General features: G+C 71.2%; 21 protein-coding genes. 14 read left to right on the top strand and 7 right to left on the bottom strand.

The window, feature by feature from the left end; all coding sequences use genetic code 11:
* Positions 1 to 175: 175 nt before the first annotated feature.
* Positions 176 to 1,087, bottom strand: coding sequence for a neutral zinc metallopeptidase (locus FHY03_RS05280; protein ID WP_183920967.1), 912 nt, complete (start codon positions 1,085 to 1,087; stop codon positions 176 to 178).
* Between the two features lie 113 nt (positions 1,088 to 1,200).
* Here FHY03_RS05280 and FHY03_RS05285 point away from each other — a divergent pair, with 113 nt between their 5' ends.
* Together FHY03_RS05285 and FHY03_RS05290 are read left to right on the top strand one after the other, a co-directional pair.
* Positions 1,201 to 1,986, top strand: coding sequence for a 3-hydroxybutyrate dehydrogenase (locus FHY03_RS05285; RefSeq protein ID WP_183929309.1), 786 nt, complete (start codon positions 1,201 to 1,203; stop codon positions 1,984 to 1,986).
* Positions 1,983 to 2,606 carry a DUF4893 domain-containing protein gene (locus FHY03_RS05290; RefSeq protein WP_183929310.1) on the top strand — a complete coding sequence of 208 codons (624 nt, stop codon included), beginning with the start codon at positions 1,983 to 1,985 and terminating at the stop codon, positions 2,604 to 2,606. The genes FHY03_RS05285 and FHY03_RS05290 overlap by 4 nt, the downstream gene beginning before the upstream one ends.
* A gap of 5 nt (positions 2,607 to 2,611) precedes the next feature.
* On the opposite strand, the gene FHY03_RS05295 is transcribed toward FHY03_RS05290, so the two are convergent.
* Positions 2,612 to 3,253: a hypothetical protein gene (locus tag FHY03_RS05295; protein WP_183929312.1), complete on the bottom strand. Its 642-nt coding sequence runs from the start codon at positions 3,251 to 3,253 to the stop codon at positions 2,612 to 2,614.
* Positions 3,250 to 4,203: a cation diffusion facilitator family transporter gene (locus tag FHY03_RS05300; protein ID WP_183929314.1), complete on the bottom strand. Its 954-nt coding sequence runs from the start codon at positions 4,201 to 4,203 to the stop codon at positions 3,250 to 3,252. Before FHY03_RS05300 ends, FHY03_RS05295 begins: the two co-directional genes overlap by 4 nt.
* A 178-nt stretch (positions 4,204 to 4,381) precedes the next feature.
* Here FHY03_RS05300 and FHY03_RS05305 point away from each other — a divergent pair, with 178 nt between their 5' ends.
* Positions 4,382 to 4,897, top strand: coding sequence for a GAF domain-containing protein (locus FHY03_RS05305; protein ID WP_183920962.1), 516 nt, complete (start codon positions 4,382 to 4,384; stop codon positions 4,895 to 4,897).
* 6 nt (positions 4,898 to 4,903) lie between these two features.
* Here FHY03_RS05305 and FHY03_RS05310 read toward each other — a convergent pair whose 3' ends face one another.
* On the bottom strand, positions 4,904 to 5,185 hold the full coding sequence (locus tag FHY03_RS05310) for a chorismate mutase (RefSeq protein WP_183920961.1): 282 nt from the start codon (positions 5,183 to 5,185) through the stop codon (positions 4,904 to 4,906).
* Between the two features lie 101 nt (positions 5,186 to 5,286).
* Between FHY03_RS05310 and FHY03_RS05315 the strand changes: the two genes are divergently transcribed.
* Positions 5,287 to 6,297 (top strand): polyprenyl synthetase family protein, encoded by a 1,011-nt coding sequence (locus FHY03_RS05315; protein ID WP_183920960.1) that lies wholly within the window; start codon positions 5,287 to 5,289, stop codon positions 6,295 to 6,297.
* 17 nt (positions 6,298 to 6,314) lie between these two features.
* Here the strand turns inward: FHY03_RS05315 and FHY03_RS05320 are convergent, their stop codons facing one another.
* On the bottom strand, positions 6,315 to 7,667 hold the full coding sequence (locus tag FHY03_RS05320) for a lipopolysaccharide biosynthesis protein (RefSeq protein WP_221190032.1): 1,353 nt from the start codon (positions 7,665 to 7,667) through the stop codon (positions 6,315 to 6,317).
* Between the two features lie 155 nt (positions 7,668 to 7,822).
* Between FHY03_RS05320 and FHY03_RS05325 the strand changes: the two genes are divergently transcribed.
* Both FHY03_RS05325 and FHY03_RS05330 read left to right on the top strand, forming a co-directional pair.
* Positions 7,823 to 8,686 carry a hypothetical protein gene (locus FHY03_RS05325; RefSeq protein WP_260158724.1) on the top strand — a complete coding sequence of 288 codons (864 nt, stop codon included), beginning with the start codon at positions 7,823 to 7,825 and terminating at the stop codon, positions 8,684 to 8,686.
* Complete coding sequence (locus tag FHY03_RS05330; protein WP_183929320.1) at positions 8,687 to 9,832, top strand: glycosyltransferase family 4 protein; 1,146 nt, start codon at positions 8,687 to 8,689, stop codon at positions 9,830 to 9,832.
* Here FHY03_RS05330 and FHY03_RS05335 read toward each other — a convergent pair.
* Positions 9,799 to 11,364 (bottom strand): hypothetical protein, encoded by a 1,566-nt coding sequence (locus tag FHY03_RS05335; protein ID WP_183929322.1) that lies wholly within the window; start codon positions 11,362 to 11,364, stop codon positions 9,799 to 9,801. The genes FHY03_RS05330 and FHY03_RS05335 overlap by 34 nt on opposite strands.
* 250 nt (positions 11,365 to 11,614) lie before the next feature.
* Between FHY03_RS05335 and FHY03_RS05340 the strand changes: the two genes are divergently transcribed.
* The 8 genes from FHY03_RS05340 to FHY03_RS21310 all read left to right on the top strand — a co-directional run bounded on the left by FHY03_RS05340 (position 11,615) and on the right by FHY03_RS21310 (position 24,461).
* Positions 11,615 to 13,096 carry a UbiA family prenyltransferase gene (locus FHY03_RS05340; protein WP_183929324.1) on the top strand — a complete coding sequence of 494 codons (1,482 nt, stop codon included), beginning with the start codon at positions 11,615 to 11,617 and terminating at the stop codon, positions 13,094 to 13,096.
* Positions 13,093 to 13,461 carry an EamA family transporter gene (locus tag FHY03_RS05345; RefSeq protein ID WP_183920954.1) on the top strand — a complete coding sequence of 123 codons (369 nt, stop codon included), beginning with the start codon at positions 13,093 to 13,095 and terminating at the stop codon, positions 13,459 to 13,461. The genes FHY03_RS05340 and FHY03_RS05345 overlap by 4 nt, the downstream gene beginning before the upstream one ends.
* Positions 13,458 to 14,483 (top strand): NAD-dependent epimerase/dehydratase family protein, encoded by a 1,026-nt coding sequence (locus tag FHY03_RS05350; RefSeq protein WP_183929326.1) that lies wholly within the window; start codon positions 13,458 to 13,460, stop codon positions 14,481 to 14,483. Before FHY03_RS05345 ends, FHY03_RS05350 begins: the two co-directional genes overlap by 4 nt.
* A 10-nt stretch (positions 14,484 to 14,493) precedes the next feature.
* On the top strand, positions 14,494 to 15,615 hold the full coding sequence (locus FHY03_RS05355) for an acyltransferase (protein WP_183929328.1): 1,122 nt from the start codon (positions 14,494 to 14,496) through the stop codon (positions 15,613 to 15,615).
* Positions 15,612 to 16,892: an O-antigen ligase gene (locus FHY03_RS21305; protein ID WP_183920951.1), complete on the top strand. Its 1,281-nt coding sequence runs from the start codon at positions 15,612 to 15,614 to the stop codon at positions 16,890 to 16,892. The genes FHY03_RS05355 and FHY03_RS21305 overlap by 4 nt, the downstream gene beginning before the upstream one ends.
* Position 16,893: 1 nt before the next feature.
* Positions 16,894 to 18,624 carry a hypothetical protein gene (locus tag FHY03_RS05365; RefSeq protein WP_183929330.1) on the top strand — a complete coding sequence of 577 codons (1,731 nt, stop codon included), beginning with the start codon at positions 16,894 to 16,896 and terminating at the stop codon, positions 18,622 to 18,624.
* Positions 18,625 to 18,748: 124 nt separating this feature from the next.
* Positions 18,749 to 23,275 carry a tandem-95 repeat protein gene (locus FHY03_RS05370; RefSeq protein ID WP_183929332.1) on the top strand — a complete coding sequence of 1,509 codons (4,527 nt, stop codon included), beginning with the start codon at positions 18,749 to 18,751 and terminating at the stop codon, positions 23,273 to 23,275.
* A 19-nt stretch (positions 23,276 to 23,294) separates the two neighbouring features.
* Positions 23,295 to 24,461: a glycosyltransferase gene (locus tag FHY03_RS21310; protein ID WP_311721313.1), complete on the top strand. Its 1,167-nt coding sequence runs from the start codon at positions 23,295 to 23,297 to the stop codon at positions 24,459 to 24,461.
* Here the strand turns inward: FHY03_RS21310 and FHY03_RS05380 are convergent.
* Complete coding sequence (locus FHY03_RS05380) at positions 24,357 to 25,586, bottom strand: outer membrane beta-barrel protein (RefSeq protein WP_183929336.1); 1,230 nt, start codon at positions 25,584 to 25,586, stop codon at positions 24,357 to 24,359. The genes FHY03_RS21310 and FHY03_RS05380 overlap by 105 nt on opposite strands.
* Positions 25,587 to 25,588: the final 2 nt, after the last annotated feature.

The following is a 25,588-nucleotide window of genomic DNA, read 5'->3' on the forward strand; positions in this document are numbered from 1 at the left end:
CTTAGGGAGGCGCGCCGCGCGCGCCGATCTTGGCCGTACGTGATCGAAAATGCTTAAAATGCGGCTACTAACCTGGGTGAGTACCGGTCGGCGGAGGAGGCGACCTTATCTTCTTACCGTCACCCCGGACCTGTTCCGGGATGACAGTGACAGAGGAGGGGAGAGCGCATCCGTTTCAGATCGCGCCCGAGAAGGTGTCGCATTGCGCCGGGTCGCCGCTCTCCATGCCACGCCGCAGCCAGGTCTGGCGCTGCGCCGAGGTGCCATGGGTGAAGCTGTCGGGCACGACGCGGCCCTGCGCTTCCTTCTGGAGCGTGTCGTCGCCGATCGCCTGCGCCGCGCGCATGCCTTCCTCGACGTCGCCGGGGTCGAGCCGCTGGCGGTTCTGCGCCGCCCACACACCCGCGTAGCAGTCGGCCTGGAGCTCGAGCCGCACCGACAGCGCGTTGCCCTCGCGCTCGCCGCCGCGCGCCTGGGCGCGCTGCACCTGATCGGAGGTGCCGAGCAGCTTCTGGATATGGTGGCCGAACTCGTGCGCGATCACGTAATATTGCGCGAAATCGCCCGGCGCCTTGAAGCGGTTGGTCAGCTCGTCGAAGAACTCGGTGTCGAGATAGATGCCGTTGTCGGTCGGGCAGTAGAACGGACCCATGGCCGACATCGCCTGGCCGCAGCCCGACTGGCCGCTGCCGTCGAAGAAGCGCAGCATCGGCGGGCTGAAGCGCTGCCCTTCCTTGGCGAAGATCTGCTCCCAGGTGTTCTGCGCGTTGCTGAACGCCTGGCAGGTCTCGCGCCGCTGCGGCGAGGCGTCGCAGATCTGACGAACCCCGCCACCCTCGGAGGTGCCCACCTGTGCTGTTGGCGCGGAGGTCGTGCCGCCTCCGCTGAGCAGACCGCCGAGGTTGCCCAGCCCGCCGAACACCGCGAGCAGCAGCAGCACCACGACGATGCCGCCGCAGCCGAACCGGCTGCCGATCAGCGGCAGCAGGCCGAGCAACAGTCCGCCGCCGCCTCCACCGCCGCCGAGCCCTCCGCCGCCGCGCGCCTCGCCGACGTTGATGTCGTTGTCATAATCGTCGAGCCGCATCGATCGGGTCCCCCCAGGCGTTTCGTGTCCGTCACGGCATGAATGCGTTCGGGGGCTGGCGGGTTGCAAGCGCGTGCCGGCTCACCGATGGGGCAGCCAGAGGAGACGAGCGGATGATCCTGACAGGTAAGAGCGCCGTGGTGACCGGGTCGACGTCGGGGATCGGCCTGGCGATCGCGCGTGCGCTCGCCGCCGAGGGCGCTCGGGTCATGATCAACGGCTTCGGCGAGGAAGAGGCGATCGCGACCGCGCTCGCCGAGCTCACGCGGGCGAGCGGCGCCGAAGCGCTGCACGATCCCGCCGACATGACCCGCCCCGACGAAATCGCAGCGCTGATCCAGCGAGCCCATCATGCCTGGGGCGGGCCCGACATTCTCGTCAACAATGCCGGGATACAATTCGTCTCGGCGATCGCCGACTTTCCGGCGGAGAAGTGGGACGCGATCCTCGCGATCAACCTGAGCAGCGCCTTCCACACCATGCGCGCCGCGGTGCCGCACATGCGCGCGCGCGGCTGGGGCCGGATCGTGTCGACTGCCTCGGCGCACAGTCTGGTCGCCAGTCCCAACAAGTCCGCCTATGTCGCTGCCAAGCACGGACTGGTCGGGCTGACCAAGACGGTCGCGCTGGAGACCGCGGCCGACGGAATCACCGCCAATTGCGTCTCGCCCGGCTATGTCTGGACCCCCCTGGTCGAGCAGCAGATCCCCGCGACGATGGCGGCGCGCGGGCTGACGCGCGAGCAGGTGATCGACGACGTGCTGCTCGCCGCGCAGCCGACGAAGCAGTTCGTCACGTCGGAGCAGGTTGCCGCGCTCGTGCTCTTCCTCTGCGGTGACGCGGCGAGCGCGATCACGGGCGCCAATCTGTCGGTTGATGGTGGCTGGACCGCGGCGTGAGGCGCACCACCGCGCTCGCGCTCGCCGCCGCGCTCTTCGGCTGCGGCAACAGCGCGGCGCCGCGGCTGATCCCGGTCGCTGCTGGCAGCGACTGGCGCCGCGTCGCGACGCCGGGCGACCGCGAGCGGCTGCGCGCGTGGCGCCAGACCTGGCAGCGCGCGCTCGCCGCCGCCCGCCGCACCGCGCCCGAGGCGCTCGCGGCGCAGGGCGCGCTGTTCGACTATGATCGCGCGCTGGATCAGCCCATCCCGCCGGCCGGGAGCTACAGCTGCCGTGTGTACAAGCTCGGCGCGCGCCAGCCGGGACAGCTCGATTACGTCGACTATCCCGCCTTCGCCTGCCGCGTCGTGGTCGACGAGCGCGGTACGGTCCGGCTGGAGAAGCTGACCGGCTCGCAGCGCCCCACCGGGGTGATCTTCGCCGACAACGGGCTGCGCGCCGTGTTCCTGGGGGTGATGATCCTCGGCGACGAGGCGCGGCCCTACCCTTACGGTCGTGAGCCGGCGCGCGACCTGGCCGGCTGGGTCGAGCGGATCGGCCCGGCGCGCTGGCGCGTGGCGCTGCCGCAGCCGGCGTTCGAGTCGCTGCTCGACGTGGTGGAGCTCGTGCCGGCGGGGTAGGGCGGCTACTTCTTGGTCTCGTCCGCCTTCTTCCCCGGCAGCGTGCCCGGCGTCGACACCGGCGCCGCCACGGGCACGACGCCGTCGAGCGGCGGGTGCTCGGCGAGGTAGGTCTTGCCGTCCTGCTCAATCACGCCGACCTCCGCCGCGTTGGCCGCCGCCACCGCACGCAGAAAGCTCGTCGGCTTCTTCATCAGCTTGGGAAAGTCCACGGTCGTCAGCCCGGCGCGTCGCGCCGCCTCGCGCACGAACGTGACGCAGTTGCGCTTGCCGAGATTGTAGGTCGAGTCGCCGGTTGTCGCGTCCCACTCGCGCACCAGCGCGAGCACCGCGCCATATTGCGCGTCGTTCAGCGTCACTGCGAAGCGCACCTTGCTGCCCTGCATGTAGCTGAGCCTGGGTCGTTCGATCCGCCCGGGAACGTTGCCGAAGAGGAGCGCGGGCGTGATCGAGCGCGCGGTGAAGCCGTAGCTCGCATCGACCGGCGCCCCGCCGGCGTCGAGCGTGCCGCGCAGTTGGAAGAAGGCGTGCGGAAAGTAGGTGCCGAAGTCGCGGCTCCAGAAGGTCATCGTCACCGCTGCCTGCGCCGGCCAGGCGACGAGCGCGAGCAGCAGCGCCGCCAGCGCCCCAAGTCGGCGTGCGATCACGCCTGCGCCTCGGGCGCCAGTGCGGCGGCGTCCTCGCGTCGCTCGGGCCGGATATAGATCGAGGAGAGCCGCGGTTCGGCCGCGCGCAGCTGATCCTCGATCGCCTCGATCATCCGCTCGCCTTCGCCCATGGTGAGCGAGTCGTCGAAGTCGGCGCTGATCGCGACGAAGATGCTGTCGGGCGCGGTGTGGATCGTGCGGACATGGTTCACCGCGGTGACGCCGCGCTGGCGTTCCACCACGGCGCGCACCGTCGCCACCACCGCCGGGTCGGCGCGCTCGCCGATCAGCAGACCCTTGCTCTCGCGCGCGAGCAGCACTGCGACCAGCGCCAGGATCGCGCCGATCGCGATCGAGGCGAGCCCGTCGATCCTCGGGTCGGCATAGGCGTGGCTCGCCCAGACGCCGATCGCGGCGATCACGAGCCCGGCGAGAGCGGCCGAGTCCTCGAACAGCACCATGAAGCCGGGCGGGTCCTTCGACTCGCGGATCGCGCGCCACCAGCCGGTGTCGCCCTTGGCCGCGGCGAACTCGCGCATCGCGATGAACCATGAGGTGCCCTCCAGCGCGAAGGCGATCGCCAGCACGATATAGTTGAGCATCGGATCGGCGAGCGGCTCGGGCTCGCGCCAGTGCTTCCAGCCCTCGTAGATCGACACGCCCGCGCCGACCGCGAAGATCAGGATCGCCACCACGAACGACCAGAAATACAGCTCGCGCCCATAGCCGAACGGGTGGGCGGCGTCGGGGGCGCGGCGTGCCTTGCTCTTGCCGTAGAGCAGCAGGATCTGGTTGCCGCTGTCGACCAGCGAGTGGACCCCCTCGGTCAGCATCGACGACGAGCCCGAGATCCCGGCCGCGACGAATTTGGCGATCGCGATCCCGACGTTTGCCGCGAGCGCGCCGTAGAGGACGATATTCTCGCGCACCTGCGCGGCGAGCGTGGCCATGCAGTCTCCTCGTTGCCGGCGCCGGACGCGTCGGTGATGCCGCCAACGCGCGAGCGCGACAAGGTGCCGCGTCCGAGCGACCGTTGACGCGATCACTGTCGTTTCGGAGGCGATGTAAGCGTGTCCTTCATCAATCCCGCGCTACACACTTCCTTCCGCGGCAGGGCAGCAGGGTTACATGGGGATCACCGTCTACGAGCCGGCGTCTGTGCCGTCCGACGAGCCGGCGCGCGAGCGTTTGGTCGAGGGGTCGGGCGCGCTCGGCGTCCGCGACGACGGCGCGCTCCAGTCGCTGGTCGAGGACGTGCGCGAGACGCTGCAGACCCATGCCGCGGCGGTGTCGATCGTCTACAAGGACTGGCATTACATCATCGCCGGGGCGGGCTATGCCGCCGGCGCCTACAGCCGACGCACCTCGCTGTGCGGCCACGCCATCCTGTCGCCGGGCGAGGTCTTCCACGTCGCCGACATCGCCGCTGACCGCCGCTTCGCGGGCAATCCGGCGCTGACCGAGCGCGACTCGCTGCGCTTCTACGCCGCGGCGCCGCTGCTCGCCGGCCCCGGCCTGCCGCTCGGCACTTTGTGCGTGTTCGATCGCGCGCCGCGCGAGCGCTTCTCCACCAGCGACCGCGGCTATCTCCGCCGCCAGGCCGGCATGGTGGTGGCGCGGCTCGAGCGACTCCAGGCGCGCTGAGCCGGCTCAGCCCTGCTGTGCGGCGCGGTGGTGGCGGATCACCTCGTCGATGATGAAGCGGAGAAACTTCTCAGAGAATTCGGGATCGAGCTCGGCCTCCTCGCTGAGCCGCCGCAGCCGCGCGATCTGCGCCTCCTCGCGCCCCGGATCGGCCGCGGGCAGGCCCGTCGTCGCCTTATATTCGCCGACCGCCTGGGTGATCTTGAAGCGCTCGGCGAGCAGGCAGACCAAGGCGGCATCGATATTGTCGATGCTCTTGCGGTAGCGTTTCAGGACGTCGTCGGTCATCGCTGGCTCCCTCGCGTGCGCGGTCTCCTTGCTGATCGAGATGACGAACAGCAAGCCCGCGCTTGCGTTGCGCGCGTGCGACCCCCTAAGGGCGAGCGTAGATGAGCGCCACTCTCCACCGTCTCGCCGGCACGTCGCCGTCGCTCGATCCGATGATCGATCTGGTCGCCGAGGACATGGCGGCGGTCAACCGCGTGATCGTCGACCGCATGCGCTCGGAGATCCCGCTGATCCCCGAGCTGGCGGGGCATCTGATCGCGGGGGGCGGCAAGCGCCTGCGCCCGATGCTGACGCTCGCCGGAGCCCGGCTGCTGGGCTATGGCGGGACTCGCCATCACCTGCTCGCCGCCGCGGTCGAGTTCATCCACACCGCGACTCTGCTCCACGACGACGTGGTCGACGGCTCCGACCTGCGCCGCGGCAAGCGCACCGCCAACATCATCTGGGGCAATCCCGCCAGCGTGCTGGTCGGCGACTTCCTGTTCTCGCGCTCGTTCGAGCTGATGGTCGAGGGCGGCAGCCTGCGCGCGCTCGAGATCCTGTCCAACGCCAGCGCGGTGATCGCCGAGGGCGAGGTCAACCAGCTCACCGCGGTGCGCCGGATCGACCTGGGCGAGGAGCGCTACCTCGACATCATCGGCGCCAAGACCGCGGCGCTGTTCGCCGCTGCCTGCCGCATCGCCGCGGTGGTGGCCGACCGCGGCGAGGCGGAGGAGCTGGCGCTCGACTCCTACGGCCGCAATCTCGGCATCGCCTTCCAGCTGGTCGACGACGCGATCGATTACACCAGCGACTCGGGCACGATGGGCAAGGACGCGGGCGACGATTTTCGCGAGGGCAAGATGACTTTGCCGGTGATCCTCGCCTACGCCCGCGGCGGCGAGGACGAGCGCGTTTTCTGGCGCGACGCGGTTTCCGGGCGTCGCGCCGGCGACGAGGAGTTCGCCCGCGCGGTAACGCTCGTGCGCCAGTCGCGCGCGGTGGACGATACCTTCGCGCGCGCGCGCCACTACGGCCAGCTCGCGATCGACTCGCTCACGGCCTTTCCCGAGAGTGCGGCGAAGGACTCGATGATCGAGGCCGTCGAGTTCGCGGTGGCGCGCGCCTACTGAGCCGCGGCCATTGGCCGTTAAGCCACCGCCGCCGCCCCGATCGTCTGGCGCGGCAGGCGCCGTAGCGACAGCGTCAGCCCCGCCAGCCACACCGTGCCGAACAGCACATGCGCGACGTTGGCGCCCATCGCGCCGATCCACAGCACCAGGAAGGGTGCGGTGAGATAGAAGGTCGCCGTCGCCGCACCGACGACGCGCAGCACCGCCGACTGCGCCCCCTTGGCGAGCAGCGCCGCACGGCTCGCCGCGCCGCTGATCGTCAGCGAGACCGCGAGGATCTGCACCGTCAGCAGAGGCGCCGCGGCGGCGAAGCCGGGGCCGGCGGCGAGCCGCAGCAACGTCGGCGCGAGCAGCAGCGCGCCGAGGAAGCAGGCCCCGCCGAACGCCGCCAGGATCGCCTCGGTCTGGAGCAGCACGCGGTTGAACTGGCGCTGCTCGCCCGCCGCGGCGAGCCGGCTGAGATCGGGGTAGACCACCGATTCGACCTGGCTGCCGACCTGCTGGACGACTCGGCTGATCCGCTTGGCGATGTGGAAGAGCCCCGCCGAGACCGGGTCGGCGAGCCAGCCGACCAGCAAGGTGTCGACCTGCTGCGCGCTGGCCCACAGGCTGAGCGACAGGTTGGAGCCGAGCGCGAAGCGCCACAGGCCGGGGAATCGCTCGCGCAGCCCTGCCAGCGAGGCGCGCCACAGCCGGTGACGTCCGGCGCGCCGCAGCAGCCACCAGGCGGTCGCGAAATTCGCCAGCGAGCCGAGCGCCTGAGTCACCGCCCAGATCAGCACGAAGCTCGCCAGCCCGGCGCCCGCCGCAAAGGCAGCGGCGACGCAGGCGAGGCGGACCATGGCGTTGATCACCTGCACCCGCGCGACCAGCCGGAACTGGCCGGTCAGCCGAAAGATCGCGGTGCTGATACCGTTCAGGTTGAACAGCAGCGACACCATATAGGCGAGCGCGAGCAGCACCGTGCCGCCGTCGAGGTGGAACAGCAGTCGGCCCGCCAGCACCAACAGGCTCGCCACCGCCCAGGCGAGCGCGCCGCCGCCGAGATCCAGCAGCAGCCCGAACTTCAGCAGGCTGCGATAGTCGGCCTCGTGCTCGGGCGAGTCGAGCGCGGCGCCGTAGCGGATCAGCGGCTGCCACGACTGGAAGCTGAGCAGTCGCTCGCACGCCTGCCCGAGCGTCAGCACCAGCGCGAGCACGCCGTAGCCAGCCGGTCCGAGCGCGCGCGCCGCGAGCCCCACCGTGATCAGCGTGATCCCTACCGTGGCGGCGGTGCCGGTGAGCAGATGCCCGACCGCACGGACGCGCCGCTCGCCGAGCAGCGCGCGCCACCGTGCCGGTGTGAGCGCCCATCTCGCCGCCGTCCTCAACCGCTCGCCCGCCACACCTTTCCCCCGTCGTGCGGATTCGTTCTAGCGCATACGGGCGGTCGCGGCGGCGTCCCGCGGGCGTAATCCCGAATCGCCGCCCGGTCGCGACTACGGCTTTGCTAGGATCCCGCCGACCGGGGGGACTGAACATGCCGATGACCGCAGCGCGATTCTTCGCGGCCGATCCGAAGGAGATCTGGCCCGCGCAGGAGGACAGCTTCTTCAACGAGCTGCGCACCAACAATGCCACCTACAAGACGACCGCGCACGATCGCTTCGCCGATCTCGACGCCGCCTGCATCGCGCTGCTGCGCCAGTCGGCGCGACCGATCCGCGAGGTGCTCGACATCGGTGTCTCCTCGGGCACGACCACGCTGGCGCTCTACGACCGGCTGCGCGAGGCGGGCATTGACGCGCGCGTGACGGGGACCGACCGGTCGGTCAGCGGGCATCTCGTCCGCGTGCTCCCGGGAGTGCGGACGCTGCTCGACGACGGCGGCGCGCCGATCCAGCACGATCTGTTCGGCCTGCCGGTGCGCCCGTGGTTCCGCCGCGCCGACCGCTACACCGGGATGCGCGGCGTACGCAGCGCGCTTAACGCCACGCTCGGCGGGCGCGCGCGGCGGCTGGTCGCGGCGGGCGCCTCCGGTGCCAGCGCGGTGCGGCTCGTCAGCCCGCGGCTGGCCGAGCGCCCGCGCGTGACGATCGAGTGCAACGACATCTTCGCGCCGACCGCGGCCTATCACCGCCGCTTCGACCTGGTGCGCGTCGCCAACCTGCTCCATCCGGGCTATTTCAGCGTCGAGCAATTGCGCCTCGGCATCGCACATACGGTGAGCTACCTGTCGGGCCCCGGCGCGTGGCTGCTGCTGGCGCGGACGCTCAAGCGGCGCCACGTCGCGACGCTGTTCCGCGTCTCGGACGACGGTGCGCGGCTCGAGATCGCCGATCGCTTCAACGGCGGCGCCGAAGCCGAGTGGCTCGCGCTGGAGGCACAGCTGCCCGCCTGGAACAAGTGAGTGACGACGGTCTGTTTCCCGTTCGTCGGTGACCTGATCGGCGGCAGCCACGTCTCGGCCGCCGGGCTGATCCGGCGGCTCGATCGCGCGCGCTACACGCCGCTGGTGCTGTTGCAGCATCCCGACGGCGCAATGGCGCGCTTCTTCGCCGAGGCCGGGATCGCGACCGAACCCGCGCCGCTGTCACCCGAGATGGTGCACGGTCGCGCCGTCTCGCCCGCCGGGGCGGCGCGACTGGTCGCCACCTCGCTGCGGCTGCGCGATTATCTGCGCGCGCGCGGGATCGGCATCGTTCACAGCAACGACGGGCGCAGCCATGCGACCTGGGGACTGGCCGCCAAGCTCGCGCGCGCGCGGCTGCTGTGGCACCACCGCGGGGCGCCCGATGCGATGGGGCTGCGCATGGTCGCGCCGCTGCTCGCCGACCGCGTCGTGTCGGTATCGGCCTTCTCCGCGCCGAAGCCGGGGCGCTACTCCGCCGCGGCGCGCACGCGCGTGATCCGTAGCCCGTTCGACCATCACATGCAGCATGACCGCGCCGAGGCGCGCGCCGCGCTGGCCGCGCTGATCCCGCCGGGCGGGGGAACGCGCTACGTCGCCTATGCCGGGGTGATGATCGAGCGGAAGCGCCCGCTGCTGTTCGTCAACGCGATCGCCGCGCTTCACGCGCGCCGGCCCGAGCTCGACGTCGCCGGCGTGATGTTCGGCGAGGCGCTCGACGGCATGGACGAGCAGGTGCGCGCGCGCGCCGCCGCCGCGGGGGTGGCGGATCGGATCCACCTCCTGGGTCACCGTACTCCGGGCGGCTATTGGCTGGCGGCGAGCGACGTCCTGATGGTCCCCGCGGTCGACGAGCCGTTCGGCCGCACCCTGGTGGAGGCCATGCTGGTCGGCACGCCGGTGGTGGCGACTCGCTCGGGCGGCAATGTCGAGGCGATCGCGCACGAGCGCACCGGACTGTTGGTGGCGGCGGAGGACGCCGACGCGCTCGCCGACGGCTGCGCGCGCGTGCTGGGCGAGCCGGCGCTCGCGGCGCGTATCGCGCGCGACGCCGCGACCGACGCGCGCGCCCGCTTCGGCGAGCAGGCGCATGCCGACGCGATCATGGCGGTCTACGACGAGATGCTGGCCGCCGGCGCCAGGTAGAGCGTACCGCTGCCGTAGCGATCGCTGAGCCACGGCAGCACGATCCGGCGGTACCGGCGCGACCGAGCGAAGGATGCGAGCGGCCCGTCCAGCTTGCCCTCGAAGCCGACCAGCACCGCCGCCGGCGGCGACGCGGCGAGCAGCTCGTCGATCGTGGTCGGCGATACCCAGTTCGCGTAGTGCTGGCGCTGCCTCAGTGGCACGTAATCGCCGACCCGGTACACCAGCGGCCCGGTGGCGAGTGCCGCGGGCACCGCCAACCCGCCCTCGACCGCGTAGAGCGGTGCCAGCGTCGCGATCGTCGCACCGCGGCGCTCGGCGCGGAGCAGGGCGGCGAGCCGCTGCCCCTGATCGTGCGTCACCGTGCCGGTCCAGCGCGCGCTGCGCACCGCGTCAGGCCAGCCGAGCGCCAGCCGCGGCGCCGACAGCAGCAGCGCGCCGAGCAGCAGCAGCAGCGCGGCGGCGCGGGAGCGGCCCTTGATCCGGCCCGCCAGCGTCACCGCCAGCGCGATCGCGAAGGGGACCGGCGGCGCGTAATATTGCGGGAAGGCGGGGCTCGGCACGAAGGAGACCAGCACGCCGCCGAGGAGCAGCGCGACGATCAGTCGATGCGGCCAGCGCACCCGCGCCGCGCCATAGCCGCGCAGCCGCCACGCCGCGGTCGCCGCGAGCAGCAGCGCGGCGGCGATCAGTCCGGCGGGCGAGACCAGCCACACCTTGGCGGCGAGCACGAGCTTGCCCGGCAGGTCGAGGATCTTGGCGCCGTCGAGGTCGGCGTTGGCGGTCCAGTAAGCGACGTGGGGGCCGCTGTGGTAGCCGAGCACGTGCGTGACGAAGCCGCCGGGGTCCTTCGCCAGGTAGATCAGCGGCGGCAGCGCGCCGACGATCCCGCCCGCGACGAAGGGCAGGGTCACCCGCCGCATACGCGTCGCGGCCCGCAGCCGCGCCGGTGCCAGCAGCGCGGCGAGCGCGAACGGCGGCAGCGCGAAGACGTAATTGGCCTTGAAGCCCGCGGCGACGCCGAGGCACAGCCCGCTCGCCGCGACGAGCAGCGGCGCGGGGACGTCGCGGTCGGCGCCGGCGATCAGCAGGTAGGTCGCCATCAGCACGAACGCGAGCGGCAGGAAGTTGTTGGTCACCAGCATCCCCGCCGGGCCGAGCAGCAGCGGGTGGGTCAGCAGCAGCAGCGCGGCCAGCGCCCCGAGCGGCCAGGAGCGGGTGAGCCGCCGCACCAGCAACAGCATTGCCGTCGCCGCCACCAGCCAGCCGGCGAAGATCGTCAGCCGCCCGGCGAGCAGCACCTGCTCCGCCCCGGTGACGCGCAGCACCGCGTGCATCAGCAGCGGCAGGTTGGGCAGGTTGTTGAAGCCGTAGTCGTCGTAGAGCCGGCCGTGCGCCAGCATGGTGGCGATCGGCAGGTACATCTGCTCGTCGTGCCGCAGCGGGTAAGTCATTAGCCGGCCGAACAGCCCGACCAACGCGAGTCCGATCGCCACCATCGCCGCGGGCAGCGCGCGCGATCGCGTCGCCACGCCTGCGCGCGCCGGTATCATCGCCGCAGCCACACTCGCCATTCATTCACCCCCGACCCCGTGTCTGCCCTGATCGTATCGGATGTCTCCGCGGGACGAAGCGCGCGGGCGGAGCGGGCGCGCGATCATTGGGGGTAGCCGGCGTCGATCGCATTAGCCCGGTTGCGCCGGGCTTTACCCGCCTGACCGTGCGACTTCGCGGGCGGGATCTCGCATCCTCGCCGCGGGGACGAAAGGTTGGGGGCAGCCGATGGACGACGGGACGACTCTGGCGATGGCGGAGGTGCGGGTTGACGCCCCGGCGCGATCCCGCCCGCTCGTCGTCGATCTCGATCACAGCCTGGTGCGGACCGACACGTTGCACGAGTGCCTGGTCACGCTCGCCTTCCGCTATCCCCGGCGGGTCCCGACGGTGGCGCGCGCGCTGGGTCAGGGCCGCGCTGCCTTCAAGCGTGCCGCGATGCTTCACGCCGGGCTCGACTGCGAGGCGCTGCCGCTCGATCCGGCGGTGGTCGAGGCGATCGCGCGTCGGCGTGCCTCGGGCGGCGAGGTTCATCTCGTCACCGCCGCCGACCAGCTCATCGCCGATGGCGTGGCCGCCGCGACCGGGCTGTTCGACAGCGCCACGGGCAGCGACGGCACCGCAAACCTCAAGGCAGAGGCCAAGGCCGAGGCGCTCGCACGAAGCTTCCCGAACGGCTTCGACTATGTCGGCGACAGCCTGGCCGACGTTCCCGTGTGGCGTCGCGCGGATGTCGCGCTGCTGGCGGGGGACCGGCGCGGCGTGGCGCGGCGGCTCGCGCACGAGCGGATCGTGCCCGAGTTGCTGCCGCGCCGTTCAGTGCGCGCACGCGACTGGGTGAAGGCGCTCCGCCTTCACCAGTGGAGCAAGAACCTGCTCGTGCTCGCGCCCATCGTGCTGAGCCACGAGTTCCTCGCGCCGGCCCTGCTGTTGCAGGCGATCGCCGCCTTCGTGTTGTTCGGCGTCGTGGCCTCGGCGACCTATCTGATCAACGACCTTGCCGATCTATCGGCCGACCGCCGCCACCCGAGCAAGCGCTATCGCGCGCTCGCCGCCGGCCTGATCCCCCTCGCTACCGCGGTGCCGCTCGCCGCGGGGTTGCTGAGCGCGGGCCTGATCGGCGGCTGGCTGCTCGCGCCGGCGTTCGGCGCGACACTGTCCTGCTACGCCGCATTGACCTTGCTCTATTCCTTTCGGCTCAAGCGCGAGCCGCTGGTCGACGTCGCCGCGATCGCAGCGCTGTTCACGCTGCGCGTCGTCGCCGGCATGGTGGTGATCGGCCACCCCGTCTCGCTGTGGCTGGCGACCTTCACCGCGACGCTGTTCCTCTCGCTCGCGCTGGCGAAGCGCTCGGCCGAGCTGGTGCAGGCGGCGCGCAGCGGGCGGCCGGTGCACGGTCGCGGCTATCTGCCCGGCGACGAGCCGCTGACGCTCGCGCTCGGCGTCGCCGCCGGCGTCGTGTCGGTGCTGGTGATGGTGATGTACATGTCGGTCGACGCGATGCCGAGCGGGCTCTACGCGCTCGACGGCGCGTTGTACGTGATCCCCGCGGTGCTCTGCCTATGGGTCATGCGCGTCTGGCTGCTCGCGCACCGCGGCGCGCTCGACGACGACCCGGTGATCTTCGCGCTGCGCGACCGGGTGAGCTGGTGGCACGCCGGCGCGGTGGCGGGGCTGTGGCTCGTCGCGGTGGGAGGACGGGTCGCGTGACGCTGGCGCTGTTCGCTCTCATCGTCGTCAGCGTCTCGCTCAACGCGCTCGCCCAGGTGGCGCTGCGCAAGGCGATGACCTTCCGCGCGCTTCCCGCGCTGTCCGAGCCAATCGCGCTCGGGACCAGCCTCGTCGCCAACCCTTGGCTGTGGGCGGGCATGGCCTGCTACGCCGCCAGCATCGGCCTGTGGCTGGTGGTGCTGAGCCGGACCCAGGTGAGCGTCGCCTATCCGATGCTGTCGATGGGCTATGTCCTCGCCGCCGTGCTGGGCGTGCTGTTCCTCAGCGAGACCGTCGGGCCAGCGCGGGCGGCCGGGATCGCGCTGATCTGCCTCGGTGTGCTCGTCGTGGGGAAGACGGCGTGACCCGCCGCCACGTCATTACCGGTGGCGCCGGCTTCCTCGGCGAGCGCCTCGCCGCCGCGCTCGCGGCGCGGGGCGAGCGGGTCACCGTGTTCGACCAGGTCGCGCCGCGCACCGCGATCGACGAGGTGGTGCTCGGCGACATCGCGAGCACCGACGACCTCGCGCGACTCCGGCTCGGCCGCGACGACGTGGTGCACCACCTCGCGGCGCGCCAATTCCACGGTGCGGTGCCGCGGCATGACCGCGACGGCTGGTTCGCCGCGGTGAACGTCGAGGGCACGCGCGCGCTGCTGGCGGCGATGCGTGCGGCCGGGACGCGCCAGCTGCTCTTCGTCTCGACCGACATGACCTATGGCGTGCCGGTCCACACCCCGGTGCCGCCGACGCACCAGCAGGTGCCGATCGGACCATATGGCCGCAGCAAGGTGGGCGCGGAGCGGCTGATCGCGGCCGCGGCGGACGAATTCGGTCTGCGCGCCACCGTCTTCCGCCCGCGCCTGATCGCGGGGGCGGGGCGGCTCGGCATCCTCGCCAAGCTGTTCCGGCTGATCGCGCTGGGGCTGCCGGTGCCGATGATCGGGAGCGGGCGCAACCGCTACCAGATGATCGCGGTGGAGGATTGCGTCACGGCGCTGATCCGCGCCGCCGACCGCGGGTTGCCGCCGGGGCCGTTCAACCTCGGCTCGAGCGAGCCGCCGACGGTGCGTGAGCTGCTGCGCTCGCTGATCGCGCGCGCGGGCTCGCGCTCGGTCGTGCTGCCGACCCCCGCCAGGCTGGTGCAGCGCACGCTGGCGACGATGGACGCGGCCGGCGTCCCGCTGCTCTACCCCGAACAGTTCGCGATCGCCGACGCGGACTATGTGCTCGACACCGCCGCGACGCGCGACGCGCTCGACTGGTCGCCGAGCCGCCGCGACGCCGACATCCTGTTCGACGCTTATCACCATTTCCGCTCGCAGCCCGCGCGCGGGCACGACGCCCCCGAGGTGTCGCTCGCCGCGCCGAGCCGCGGCATCAGCTAGGAGCGCGCGCGTGGGTTCGGCCTCGGTCGTTGGTAAGGGAGCGCGCGGCGAGCATGTCGTGGCCGCGCATGGGCTCCGCGGGCTCGCCTCGGCGATGGTGGTGTTCGCGCATATCATCGGCGGCCCGGCGCGCCACGTCTACGCCGACAACGCGGCCTATGTCGCGCTCACCCGCGCGCCCTGGCATCTCGCCACCTTCGGGGTCATGCTGTTCTTCGTCATCAGCGGCTTCGTCATCCTGCCGAGCGCGCTGCGCTACGCCCCTGGCGAGTTCGCGCTGCGGCGCGGGCTGCGCCTGTACCCGCTCTTCGCGGTGCTGTCGGTGCTGTTCGTCGCGCTCAACGCGGTGACGAACGCCTATCCCAAGATCAACACGCCGCTGGCGGTCGTCGCGGGCTTCACCTTCACCAACCTCTTCACCGGCACCGACCAGCTCACCCCCAACGCGTGGAGCCTGAGCTACGAGGTGATGTTCTACGCGCTCACCTGCGCGGTGGTGACCTTCGCGGTTAAGCGGCGCGACCGACTGACGGGGGCACTGGCGGTGACGGCGGCGCTGGCCTTCGTGCTGGCCTTCCCGATCGCGCTTTACTTCGTCGCCGGTGTCGCGATCCGGCTGCTGCGCTGGCGCTATCCCGACGGCAGCCGCGCGATGCGCTGGGTCGAGCTGCTCGCCTTCGCCGGCATGACCGCTCTGGCGAGCCGCGCACATTACGAATATTGGTGGCGCGACTTCCGCGACCCTGTCGTGGTGCCGCTGATCCTATTAACCGCCACATATTTCTACTGCGCGGTGGCACCGGGGAGCTGGACCGAGCGGCTGCTCGGCAACCGTGTCTTCGGCTATCTCGGCACGATCAGCTACAGCCTGTACCTGGTCCACCCTTATATCTATCTCGCGCTGCGCAAGCTGTTCGTGCGGCACGGGCTGTTCACCGACGACCTGCTCCACTCGATGCTGCCCTTCGCGCTGCTGGTCGCCGGCGGGTCGCTGGTGGCGAGCCATGTCGTCCATCTCTGGCTCGAACGCTGGCCCTATGAGCGCTTCTTCCGCCAGCGCATCTACCGCGCCGACCGGATCGCGCGCGGTGACCCCGCGACCGACGCGACCATGACGGCGCAGCGCGCGTGACCGCCGTCGCGCTTCCGTTGCCGCGGACGCAGGCCGCGACCGGCGCCGAGGTGCCGCGGCCGATCATCCTCGCGGTGGCGCTGTCCTCCTACCTGTCGTGGCGGCCCTCGCTCGACATCATGTTCACGCTGAGCGACCTGCTGTTCCTGCTCGGCCTCGGCCTGCTCGCCTCGCGCCACCGCCTGCCGCTGCAACCGTTCGGCGCGCTGCAGCCGGCGTGGCTGATGTCGTTCACGGTGATGATGGCGGGGCTGCTGGTCGCCTCGCTCGGCGCGCGCGACCCGTCGCGCTGGCTGATCGTGGCGATGCAATATGCCTTCGCCTGGGTGGTGCTGCCCTTCGCGATCGCCGGACATGGCCGCGAATACGCCACCACGCTGGCGCGCGCGCTGGTGGCGGGGATGGTGGCGATGGAGGCGTTCGGCATCCTCATCTACGTCTCGTTCCAGGCCTCGTTCGAAGTCGCGCGCAAGGTGCTGGGGCTCGACTTCCTCTCGGGCAATCGCCGGCTCGGCGTGTTCGCCACCGATGCCAATTGGAACGGCGCAGCGATTGCGATGACCCTGCCATTCGTCCTGTTCTTGTGGCGCGCCGGGCGGCTGCGCACCGCGGCAATGCTGGTCGCCTTCGCGGTGCTGCTGGTGTCCTTGCTGCTGACCGCCTCCTTCACCGCTTTCTCCAGCGCGGCGATCGGTCTGGCGATCTTCGGCGTGATCGCAGGCATCCGGCTGCCGCGCTGGGTGGTCGGCGGGCTGTTCGCCGCCGCCCTTGTGGTGAGCCAGACCGGGCTGATGCTGCCCGAGACCTTCAACAAGCGAGTCGCCGGCGCGATCGAGAACGGCGACATCAGCGAGGCCGGGACCTTCACCGGCCGCGTCGCGCTGATCGACGACGCCTGGTCGATGATCGAGCAGCACCCGTTCAGCGGCGTCGGCGTCGATCAGCATCGCGTGATCAGCAAGCTGAAGGCGCCGGTGCACAACATGTACCTGCTGGTATGGGTCGAGGGGGGGCTGGTCGCACTGCTCGGCTGGCTCGGCATGCTGGTGGTGCTGGTGATGGTGGCGCTGTCGACGCTGCGGCGCGAGCGCGACGTCGCCGGGCTGGTGCTGGCGGTGCTGGTGACCTTCCTGATCTTCTCGGCCGCCAGCCCGCACATGTACGCGCGTCTCTGGTCGGTGCCGGTGATCCTGTCGCTGGCGATGGCGCACGGGGGTGCGGTGCGGCGGACGCCGCGAGCGGTGGCCGCGCTGGTCTCGCGCCGCGCCGAGGCGTGAGATGACGCGGATGCGAGCCCTGCTGGTCGCCGCGCTGCTGCTGCTCGGCGCGCTGCTGCTCCCCGCGATCGAGGGCGGGGTCGCGGTGCCCGCGGCGGCGGAGGAAAGCTTCCCGGTCGACTGCGACACCAGTGATGCGCCGCACGCGCTGCCTGCCTTCCCCGGCGCGCAGGGTTTCGGCCGGTACGCGCGCGGCGGGCGCGGCGGGCGCGTGATCGCGGTGACGACGCTCGCCGACGCGGGGCCGGGCTCGCTGCGGGACTGCGCCGAGGCCAGCGGCGCGCGCACCTGCGTCTTCCGGGTCGGCGGCACGATCGTGCTGCGCGACTGGATCAAGGTGACGCAGCCGTTCCTCACCATCGCCGGCCAGACCTCGCCGGGCGGCATCGCGCTGCGCAACGGCGCCTCGGGCAATGCGCCGATGCTGGTGCGCACGCACGACGTGGTGCTGCGCCACTTCCGCCTGCGCCCGGGCGCCTCGCCGCGCGCATCCGACAACGTCGACACGATCCAGATCAGCGGCGGCGCGCACGACGTGATCCTGGATCACCTCTCGACCTCCTGGCCCACCGACGAGGGGATCAACATCGTCGGCGCCGGGCATGAGACCGGTCGCTGCGGCCAGACGCGCAACGTGACGGTGCAATGGTCGATCCTCGCCGAGGGGCTCAACCAAGCCAACCGCGGCCCGCACAGCCGCGGTACCTATTTCGGCTATGGCGCGCACGCGGTGACGTTTCACCACAATCTCATCGCCAGCAACGTCCGCCGCAACCCGCTGGTCAACCTGCGCGGGCAGTTCGACATGATCGACAACGTGATCTTCAACTCGGTGCGCTACAACGCCGAGCTGTACACGCGCTTCGGCGACCTCGACGTCAACGCCATCGGCAACAGCGCGATCATGGGCCCCTCGTCCGAGGCGACCACGCAGCTCTATTTGCTCAACTACTTCCGCGACTATCCGGCGCGCTTCCGCATCCACCTGCGCGGCAACCTCGACGTCCACCGTCCAGAGGACCTCGGCGACGAGCGGCTGGTGCTCGAGCCCGGCGACTGGCGCTATGTGTCGACGGCGCCGATCGGCACGCTCTCGATGGCGGCGGGCGAGATCGACGACGCCGGCACCGCTTACCGGCGCGTCGTGGCCGCGGTGGGAGCGACGCGGCCGCGCCGCGACGCGGCCGACGCGCGCGTCGTCGCCGGTCTGATCGCGTGCCGCGGCGCGGTGCTGGACGATCCGGCGCAGGTCGGTGGCTGGCCTGCGCTCACCGGCGGCGCCGCGCCGGCCGATCGCGACGGCGACGGCATCGCGGACGAGTGGGAGCTCGCGCACGGCCTGTCACCGACCAACCCGAACGATCGCAACATGCTCGGGGGCGACGGCTATACCAAGCTGGAGGCCTATCTGTCGGAGTTGGCTGGCGATCGCGCGACCATGACGGTGCAGCCGTCGCTGGTGCCGCGCCCGGCCTGCGGTCGCGCGATCGCCGACCCGGGGCCGCTGCCGTCGATCGCCCTCAGCGCGAATCCCGCGCAGGTCGGGATGGGCGGCGCGGTGACGCTGCGGTGGAGCGGCGAGAACATCCGCTCGTGCAAGCTCGACGGTGCGGCGGCGGGCGAGACGGGTGCGCGCGTCGTTCGGGTGAAGGCGACACGCGCCTATGAAATCGACTGTATCGGCCGCTACGGCGGTGATGCGATCGACTCGGCGCTGGTCACCGTGCGCTGAGGCGGACTACTCCTTCGGAGCCATCCCGCGCCCCGATACCCCACTTACCGCGATACCGCTTCGGACCTAATCTCCCGTCGCCGGTCACGCTGGGGGCGGACGGCGCTTTTCGGGGGAGGGGCGTATGGCAAACGGCGCATTCACGAGCGCGGGTAGCGAGTTCCGCGTCAACTCGACGTGGGCAGGGGTGCAGACCGACTTGTCCTTTGCCGCACTGGCGGACGGGGGCTTCGTCGCGATCTGGACTGACCTGAGCGGCAGCGGGGGCGATTCGTCGGGCACCAGCGTCAAGGCGCAGCGCTTCGACTCGGCCGGCGTCGCAGTCGGCGCCGAGTTCCTGATCAACAGCGCCACCGGCAACAACCAGGACCGGGCCAGCGTCACCGCACTGAAGACCGGCGGCTTCGTGGTGACGTGGAGCGATGCCAGCGGCCTCGGCGGGGATGCCGATCGTGGCTCGGTCAAGGCGCAGATCTACGACGCTGCGGGTCTGCGAGTCGGCGGCGAGTTCCTCGCCAACACCACCACCGTGGCGGGACAGTCGGACTCGACCATCACCGCACTCGCGGGCGGCAATTTCATTGTCAGCTGGGTCGATGCCAGCGCGACCGCGCCCGACGCCAAGGGCAGCGGCGTGCGCGCGCAGATGTTCTCCGTCACCGGCACCAAGATCGGCGGCGAGTTCCTGGTCAATAGCACCATCACCGGCAGCCAGGTCGCACCGGCGCTCGCCGGGCTGGCTTCGGGCGGCTTCGTCTCGACCTGGATCGACTATAGCGGGCTCGGCGGGGACTCGAGCGGCACGTCGATCAAGGCGCAACTCTTTACCAGCGCCGGCGCCAAGCTGGGCGGCGAGCTGCTCGTCAACAGCACGACGCTGGGCGCGCAGGACCAGCCGGTGATCACCGCGCTCGCCGGCGGCGGCTTCGCGATCGTGTGGCGCGACAACAGCGGACTCGGCGACACCAGCGCCTCGGGGCTGCGCGGCCAGATCTTCGATGCCACCGGCGCTCGGACGGCCAGCGAGTTCCGCGTCAACACCACCACCTTCAACGCGCAGGACCAGCCGAGCATCGCCGCCACTGCCGATGGGGGCTTCGCGGTGAGCTGGCGCGACAACAGCAACATCGCCGCTGACGCCAGCGGCTTCGGCATCAAGACCCAGCTGTTCGACGCGCTCGGGCAGAAACTGGGCGGCGAGTTCCAGGCGAACGAGGTGGTGAGCGGCAATCAGGAGATGCCCGCGGTGACGGTGCTCGCCTCGGGAGCGCTGCTGGTCGGCTGGACCGACTACAGCACCGCCTCAGGCGACGTCGACGGCGGCCTTAAGGCGCGGCTGTTCGCGCCGACGACGCCGGCGATCACCGACATCGAGGTGTCGCGCAACGCGCTCTCCGAGACCGAGGTGGAGAACAGCATCGTCGCGGTCTTCTCGGGCGTGGGCGCGCTCAACGCGAGCTACAGCTATCGCCTGGTGGACGATTCCACCGGCGGCGCCTTCGCGATCGAAGGCAACAAGCTGATCGTCGAGGACAGCCTTGCGCTCGACTACGAGACCAACCCGGTCGTGTCGATCACAGTGCGCGCGACCGACACGTTCGGCGACACGTTCGACAGAACCTTCACCTTCGGGCTGACCGACGCGGTCAACGAATATCGCTATTCCGGCGCGCCCGAGGTGCTGGCCAACACCAACATCGCCGCGAGCCAGCTCGCCCCCGCGGTGGCGACCCTGGCCGACGGCCGCTCGGTGATCGTCTGGACCGACGGCAGCGGCGTCGGCGGCGACTCGAGCTCGTTCGGGATCAAGGCGCAGCTCATCGCCGCGGACGGCAGCAAGATCGGCGGCGAGTTCCGCGTCAATGCGCAGACGCTGAATGCGCAGGACGCCCCGGCGGTGGCCGCGCTCGCCTCGGGCGGCTTCGCGGTGACCTGGAGCGATGCCAACGCCGGCAGCGACGGCTCGGCCAGCTCGGTCAAGGCGCAGCTGTTCGACGCGAGCGGCGCGGCGGTCGGTGGCGAGCTGCTCGTCAACACTGCCACGATCAACGCGCAGAAGGCGCCGGTGATCGCCGCGCTGGCCAACGGCGGCTTCGTCGTGTCCTGGACGGACGCGAGCCTGCAGGGCGGCGACGCCAGCGCCACCAGCGTCAAGGCGCAGGTGTACGATGCCGCGGGCAATCATGTCGGCGGCGAGCTGCTCGTCAACACCGCCACCAACGGCGCGCAGGACTCGTCGGCGGTCACCGGACTTCAAGGCGGCGGCTTCGTCGTGACGTGGCGCGACGGTAGTTTGCAGGGCGGCGACGCCAGCAAGGACGCGGTGAAGGCGCAGCTGTTCGGCAGCGATGGCAGCAAGATCGGCGGCGAGTTCCTGGTCAACACCGAGACCGCGGGCTCACAGCAGGCCCCCGTGGTGGCGGCGCTGTCGACCGGTGGCTTCGCGATCGCCTGGGCGGACAACAGCTCGCGCGGGGGCGACGCCGATTATTTCGGGATCCGTTTCCAGTTGTACGACGCCGCCGGTGGTCGAATCGGCGGCGAGACGCTGGCCAACACGACAACGCTCGCGGGTCAGCTCGCGCCGACCATCACCGCGCTCGCCGGCGGCAATTTCGCGATCGGCTGGGCGGATTACAGCGGCGTCGGCGCCGAGGGCGGCACCGCCGGGATCAAAGCGCAGGTGTTCGCCGGCGACGGCACCGCGGTGGGCGGCGAGTTCCTGGTCAATCATCAGACGCTCGGCAGCCAGGTCGATCCGGCGATCACCGGCACCGGCGACGGCGGATTCCTGGTGAGCTGGACCGATTACGGCGGTCAGGGCGGCGACGACCAGGCGACCGGCGTCAAGTACCGGCTGTTCGACCCGCTCGCCTCGCAGGGCACGCCGCCGGTGCTGATCGCGCGCGCCGACACGGTCGCGGCCACCGAGGACCAGACCACGGTTATCGCCGCCGCCGCGCTTCTGGCGAACGACACCGACTCCAACGGCGCGCCCTTCGCGCTGACGGGGGTGGCGGCGCTGTCGGGCGGCACCGCCGCGATCAACGCCGACGGCAATGTCGTCTTCACGCCGCTGGCCAACTTCGCCGGCACCGCGCTGCTGACCTACACGATCGCCGACAGTGCGGGTGAGTCCGCGATCGGGCGGGTCAACGTCCAGGTCGCCAACGTCAACGACGCGCCGGTGGCAGCGGCGGACCAGCTCTCGATCGACGAGGGCGCGACGAGCATCGCCGCGGCCGCGCTGCTCGCCAACGACCGTGACATCGATCCGGGCGACACGCTGCGCCTCACCGCGGTCGCGGGCACCACCGCCGCCGGGCTGGCGCTGACGCTCGCGGGCACGACGATCCAGGTGGCGACTCCCTCGAGCTACCAGGCGCTGCGTGCGGGCGAGACGGTAGTGGATCACTTCGACTATACCGTCGCCGATCGCGCGGGGGCGACCTCCACCGCCTCGGTCACGCTCACCTTCGTCGGCGCCAACGACGCGCCCTCGGCGCTGACGCTGGATCGCGCCCGCGTCGACGAGAATGCCGCGGCGGGCACGATCGTCGGCACGCTCAGCGGCTATGACGTCGATCACGACGAGACGCTGCGTTACCGTCTGGTCGACGACGCCGGCGGCCGGTTCGCGGTCGACGCGACGACCGGCGCGGTGACGGTCGCGAACGGCGCGCTGCTCGACTATGAGACCGCCACCTCGCACCTGATCCAGGCGCGAGTCACCGACGGGGCCGGCGCGACCTTCGACGCCAGCTTTACGATCTCGCTCAACAATCTGCCCGAGCCGAAGAGCTATACCGGCAGCAACAGCGCCAATACCTTCATCGCGCCCACCAACGACCTGTGGACCATGCACGGGCTCGGCGGGAACGACGTGCTGACCGGCAATGCCAGCTCCGACGTGCTGTATGGCGACGCCAACAACGACATATTGGACGGCGCGGGCGGGGCCGACCTGCTGTACGGCGGGATCGGATCCGACACCTTCTACGTCGATGACGTGGGCGATCGGGTGATCGAATATTACGGCGAGGGAACCGATCTGGTCTACACCAGCGTCGACTTCACGCTGGAGACCAATGTCGAGCAGCTCACCATGCTGGGCAGCGCCAACCTGAGCGCCACCGGCAACGACTTCGCCAACACGATGACCGGCAATGCGGGCGACAACGTCATGCGCGGCGGGCTCGGCGGCGACCTGCTGATCGGCATGGAGGGGAACGACACGCTCTACGGCGAGGCCGGCGGCGATTATCTCCAGGGCGGGGCGGGGGCGGACACGCTCGTCGGGGGCGCGGGCAGCGACGAACTGATCGGTGGCGCGGGCGCGGACCGCTTCGTGTTCGACTATCTCGGGGCGGCGAGCGAGCGCGACACGGTCAAGGACTTCGTGACGGGCGAGGACAGGCTGGTGCTCGCGGGCGCGGTCTTCACCGCTTTCGCCGGGCGCTCCGGCGCGATCACGGCGTCCGAGCTGGCGATCGGCGCCGCGGCGACCACCGCCGACCAGCATCTCGTCTACAACCAGGCCACCGGCGCGCTCTATTATGACGCGGACGGCGCCGGCGGCGCGGCGATGGTGCAGATCGCGCTCCTGTCGACCAAGCCTGTGCTGGGAGCGACCGATTTCCACATCATCTGACCCGCGCTCGATCGTCTTCGTGCTCGCCGGACTCGGTGCCGGCGGTGCCGAGCGCGTCGTCAGCCTGATCGCGGCCGCGCTGGTGCGCGGCGGCAACGAGGTGACGGTGGTGAGCTTCGACCGCCCCGCTGACCCGGTGTTCCACGCCTTTCCCGCGGGCGTCCCGCTGGTTCGGCTCGGCCTGCCGCCCGGATCGGCGCCCGGGCCGCTGCTGGTCGTGCGCCGCGCCGCCGCGCTGCGCGGGACGCTGGGCGAGCTCCGCCCCGACGTGGTCGTCTCGTTCCTCACCAAGATCAACGTGGTGGCGCTGCTCGCCTCGCTCGGCCGACGGCACCGGCTGATCGTGTCCGAGCGCAACAACCCGCGCGCGCAGCCGGCGAACCGCGGCTGGGGGATGATGCTGCGCGCGCTGCTGCCGCGCGCCGACGCGATCGTCATGCAGACACGCGCGAGCCTGAGCCTGCTCGACGCGCGTGCGCGGCGCCGCGCGCGCGTGATCGCCAACCCGATGGCAGCGCCCTTGCGCGAGCGCCGACCGGGTCAGACGATCGTCGGCGTCGGCCGGCTCGATCGCCAGAAGGGCTTCGACCTGCTGATCGACGCCTTCGCGCGTCTCGCGCCAGCGCATTCCGACTGGAAGCTGGTGATCTGGGGCGAGGGGCCCGAGCGCGCTGCGCTCGAGACGCACGTCGCCTCGCTGGGGCTTGGCCAGCGCGCCACGCTCCCCGGCAACAGTGCGGCACCGGGCGGCTGGCTCGACCAGGCGGAGGTGTTCGCTCTGTCGTCGCGCTACGAGGGCATGCCCAACGTGCTCGGCGAGGCGATGGCTGCCGGTGTCCCCGCGGCGGCCTTCGCCTGCGCCTTCGGCCCGGACGAGATGATCGCGCACGGCGAGACCGGGCTGCTTGCCCCCGCGGGTGACGTCGCCGCGCTCGCCGCCGCCCTGGAGACATTGGTGGCGGACGCCGCGCTGCGTGAGCGGATCGGCGCCGCGGCGAAGGCGGCATCGGCGCGCTACGCACCGGCCGCGATCACCGCCGAGTGGCGCGCGTTGATCGACTCGCTGCTCGGCGCGCGTGCCTCAGTAGGTGAGTCGCAACCCGAGCGTCGCGGTCCAGCGGCTGAACCGCTCGATCGGCTGGTCGGCATCGCGCCGGGTGAAGCTGCCGTTGCCCAGCACGGCTAGGTGGCGGTTGAGCAGGTAGGTGCCCTCCAGCTCGGCGAAGCGGAAGCGCTGGTCGCGGTCGATCGCGCCGCGATAGGCGATGTCGCGGATGCCCACCGCGGCGCGCGCGAGCACGTTGTGGCGCAGCTCCTGGTCGATCGCCAGGCTCAATCGGGTATCGACTCGCCCGATCGCACCCGCGCGGATAGTGGCCACGTCGCCGCGAAAGGCGTCCAGCGTGATCGCGGTGCGCACGCGCGGCTGCCAGGTGAGCTGCCCGCTCGCGGCGAGCCCGGAGAAGGCGCGGAGCGTCGGGTCGGACGGGTCGGAGCGGAAGGCGCCGATCCCGAGCTCGCCCTGCACGCGGGAGCTGACGTCGAACGAGACGCCGGCGAGCGCGCCCGCGGTCGAGGCGTCGCGGTCGATCCCGTAGCGATCGACCCGGAGCCGCGCGTCCCGCCGTACGGCATAGCCCTGCAGATACACGCTGGTGCGTCCGCTCACCGCATAGGAGCCGCGCAAAGCGACGCGGTAGACGGCGAGGTCGCGATCCGCATCGGCGACGGGGAGAAAGTTGTAATTGGTCGCGGTCGCGCTCGCGAGCATGCCGAGCCGCGCGCCGGTGAAGCGATAGTCGAGCCCGGCCTCGGCGACGTCGATGAGCGTCGGCCGGCGCCCGGCGCCGAAGTCCGCCTCCGGGTCGCTGCGCCGTTGGTAACTGCGGTCGAACGAGGCACGCGCGCGGATCGACTGGCGCGGCGCGACGTCGCCGCGCCAGTCGGCCAGGCCACGGAAGGTGGTGACGTTCTCGCGGTCGTAGCGCGCATAGCGGATGAGGTTGGCGTTGGCGGCGAGCCGCAGGTCACTGCTCGTCGTCTGGCGCCGCCCCTCCAGCGCGGGCTGGAGATTGAACACGACGTCGCCGATCTCGCCGGTCCGCGTCGCGAAGATGTTGTCGTTGTAGGTCGCGCCCAGATCGACTCGCGGCGTCACCACGATCCCGCCGAGCGTCAGGGTGCGCGGCTCGTAGCCGGGGCGGGGCAGATCGGCGATGGCGGTGGAGCGCTGCGGGTCCGCGGGCGACTGCGCGCAGCACATCGCCCCGCCGGCGGTGAGCAGCACGCAGCGCAGCAGCCTCAGCGACACGG

This window comes from Sphingomonas sp. BK345 (assembly GCF_014193845.1).
In the GTDB taxonomy this organism is placed as follows: domain Bacteria; phylum Pseudomonadota; class Alphaproteobacteria; order Sphingomonadales; family Sphingomonadaceae; genus Sphingomonas.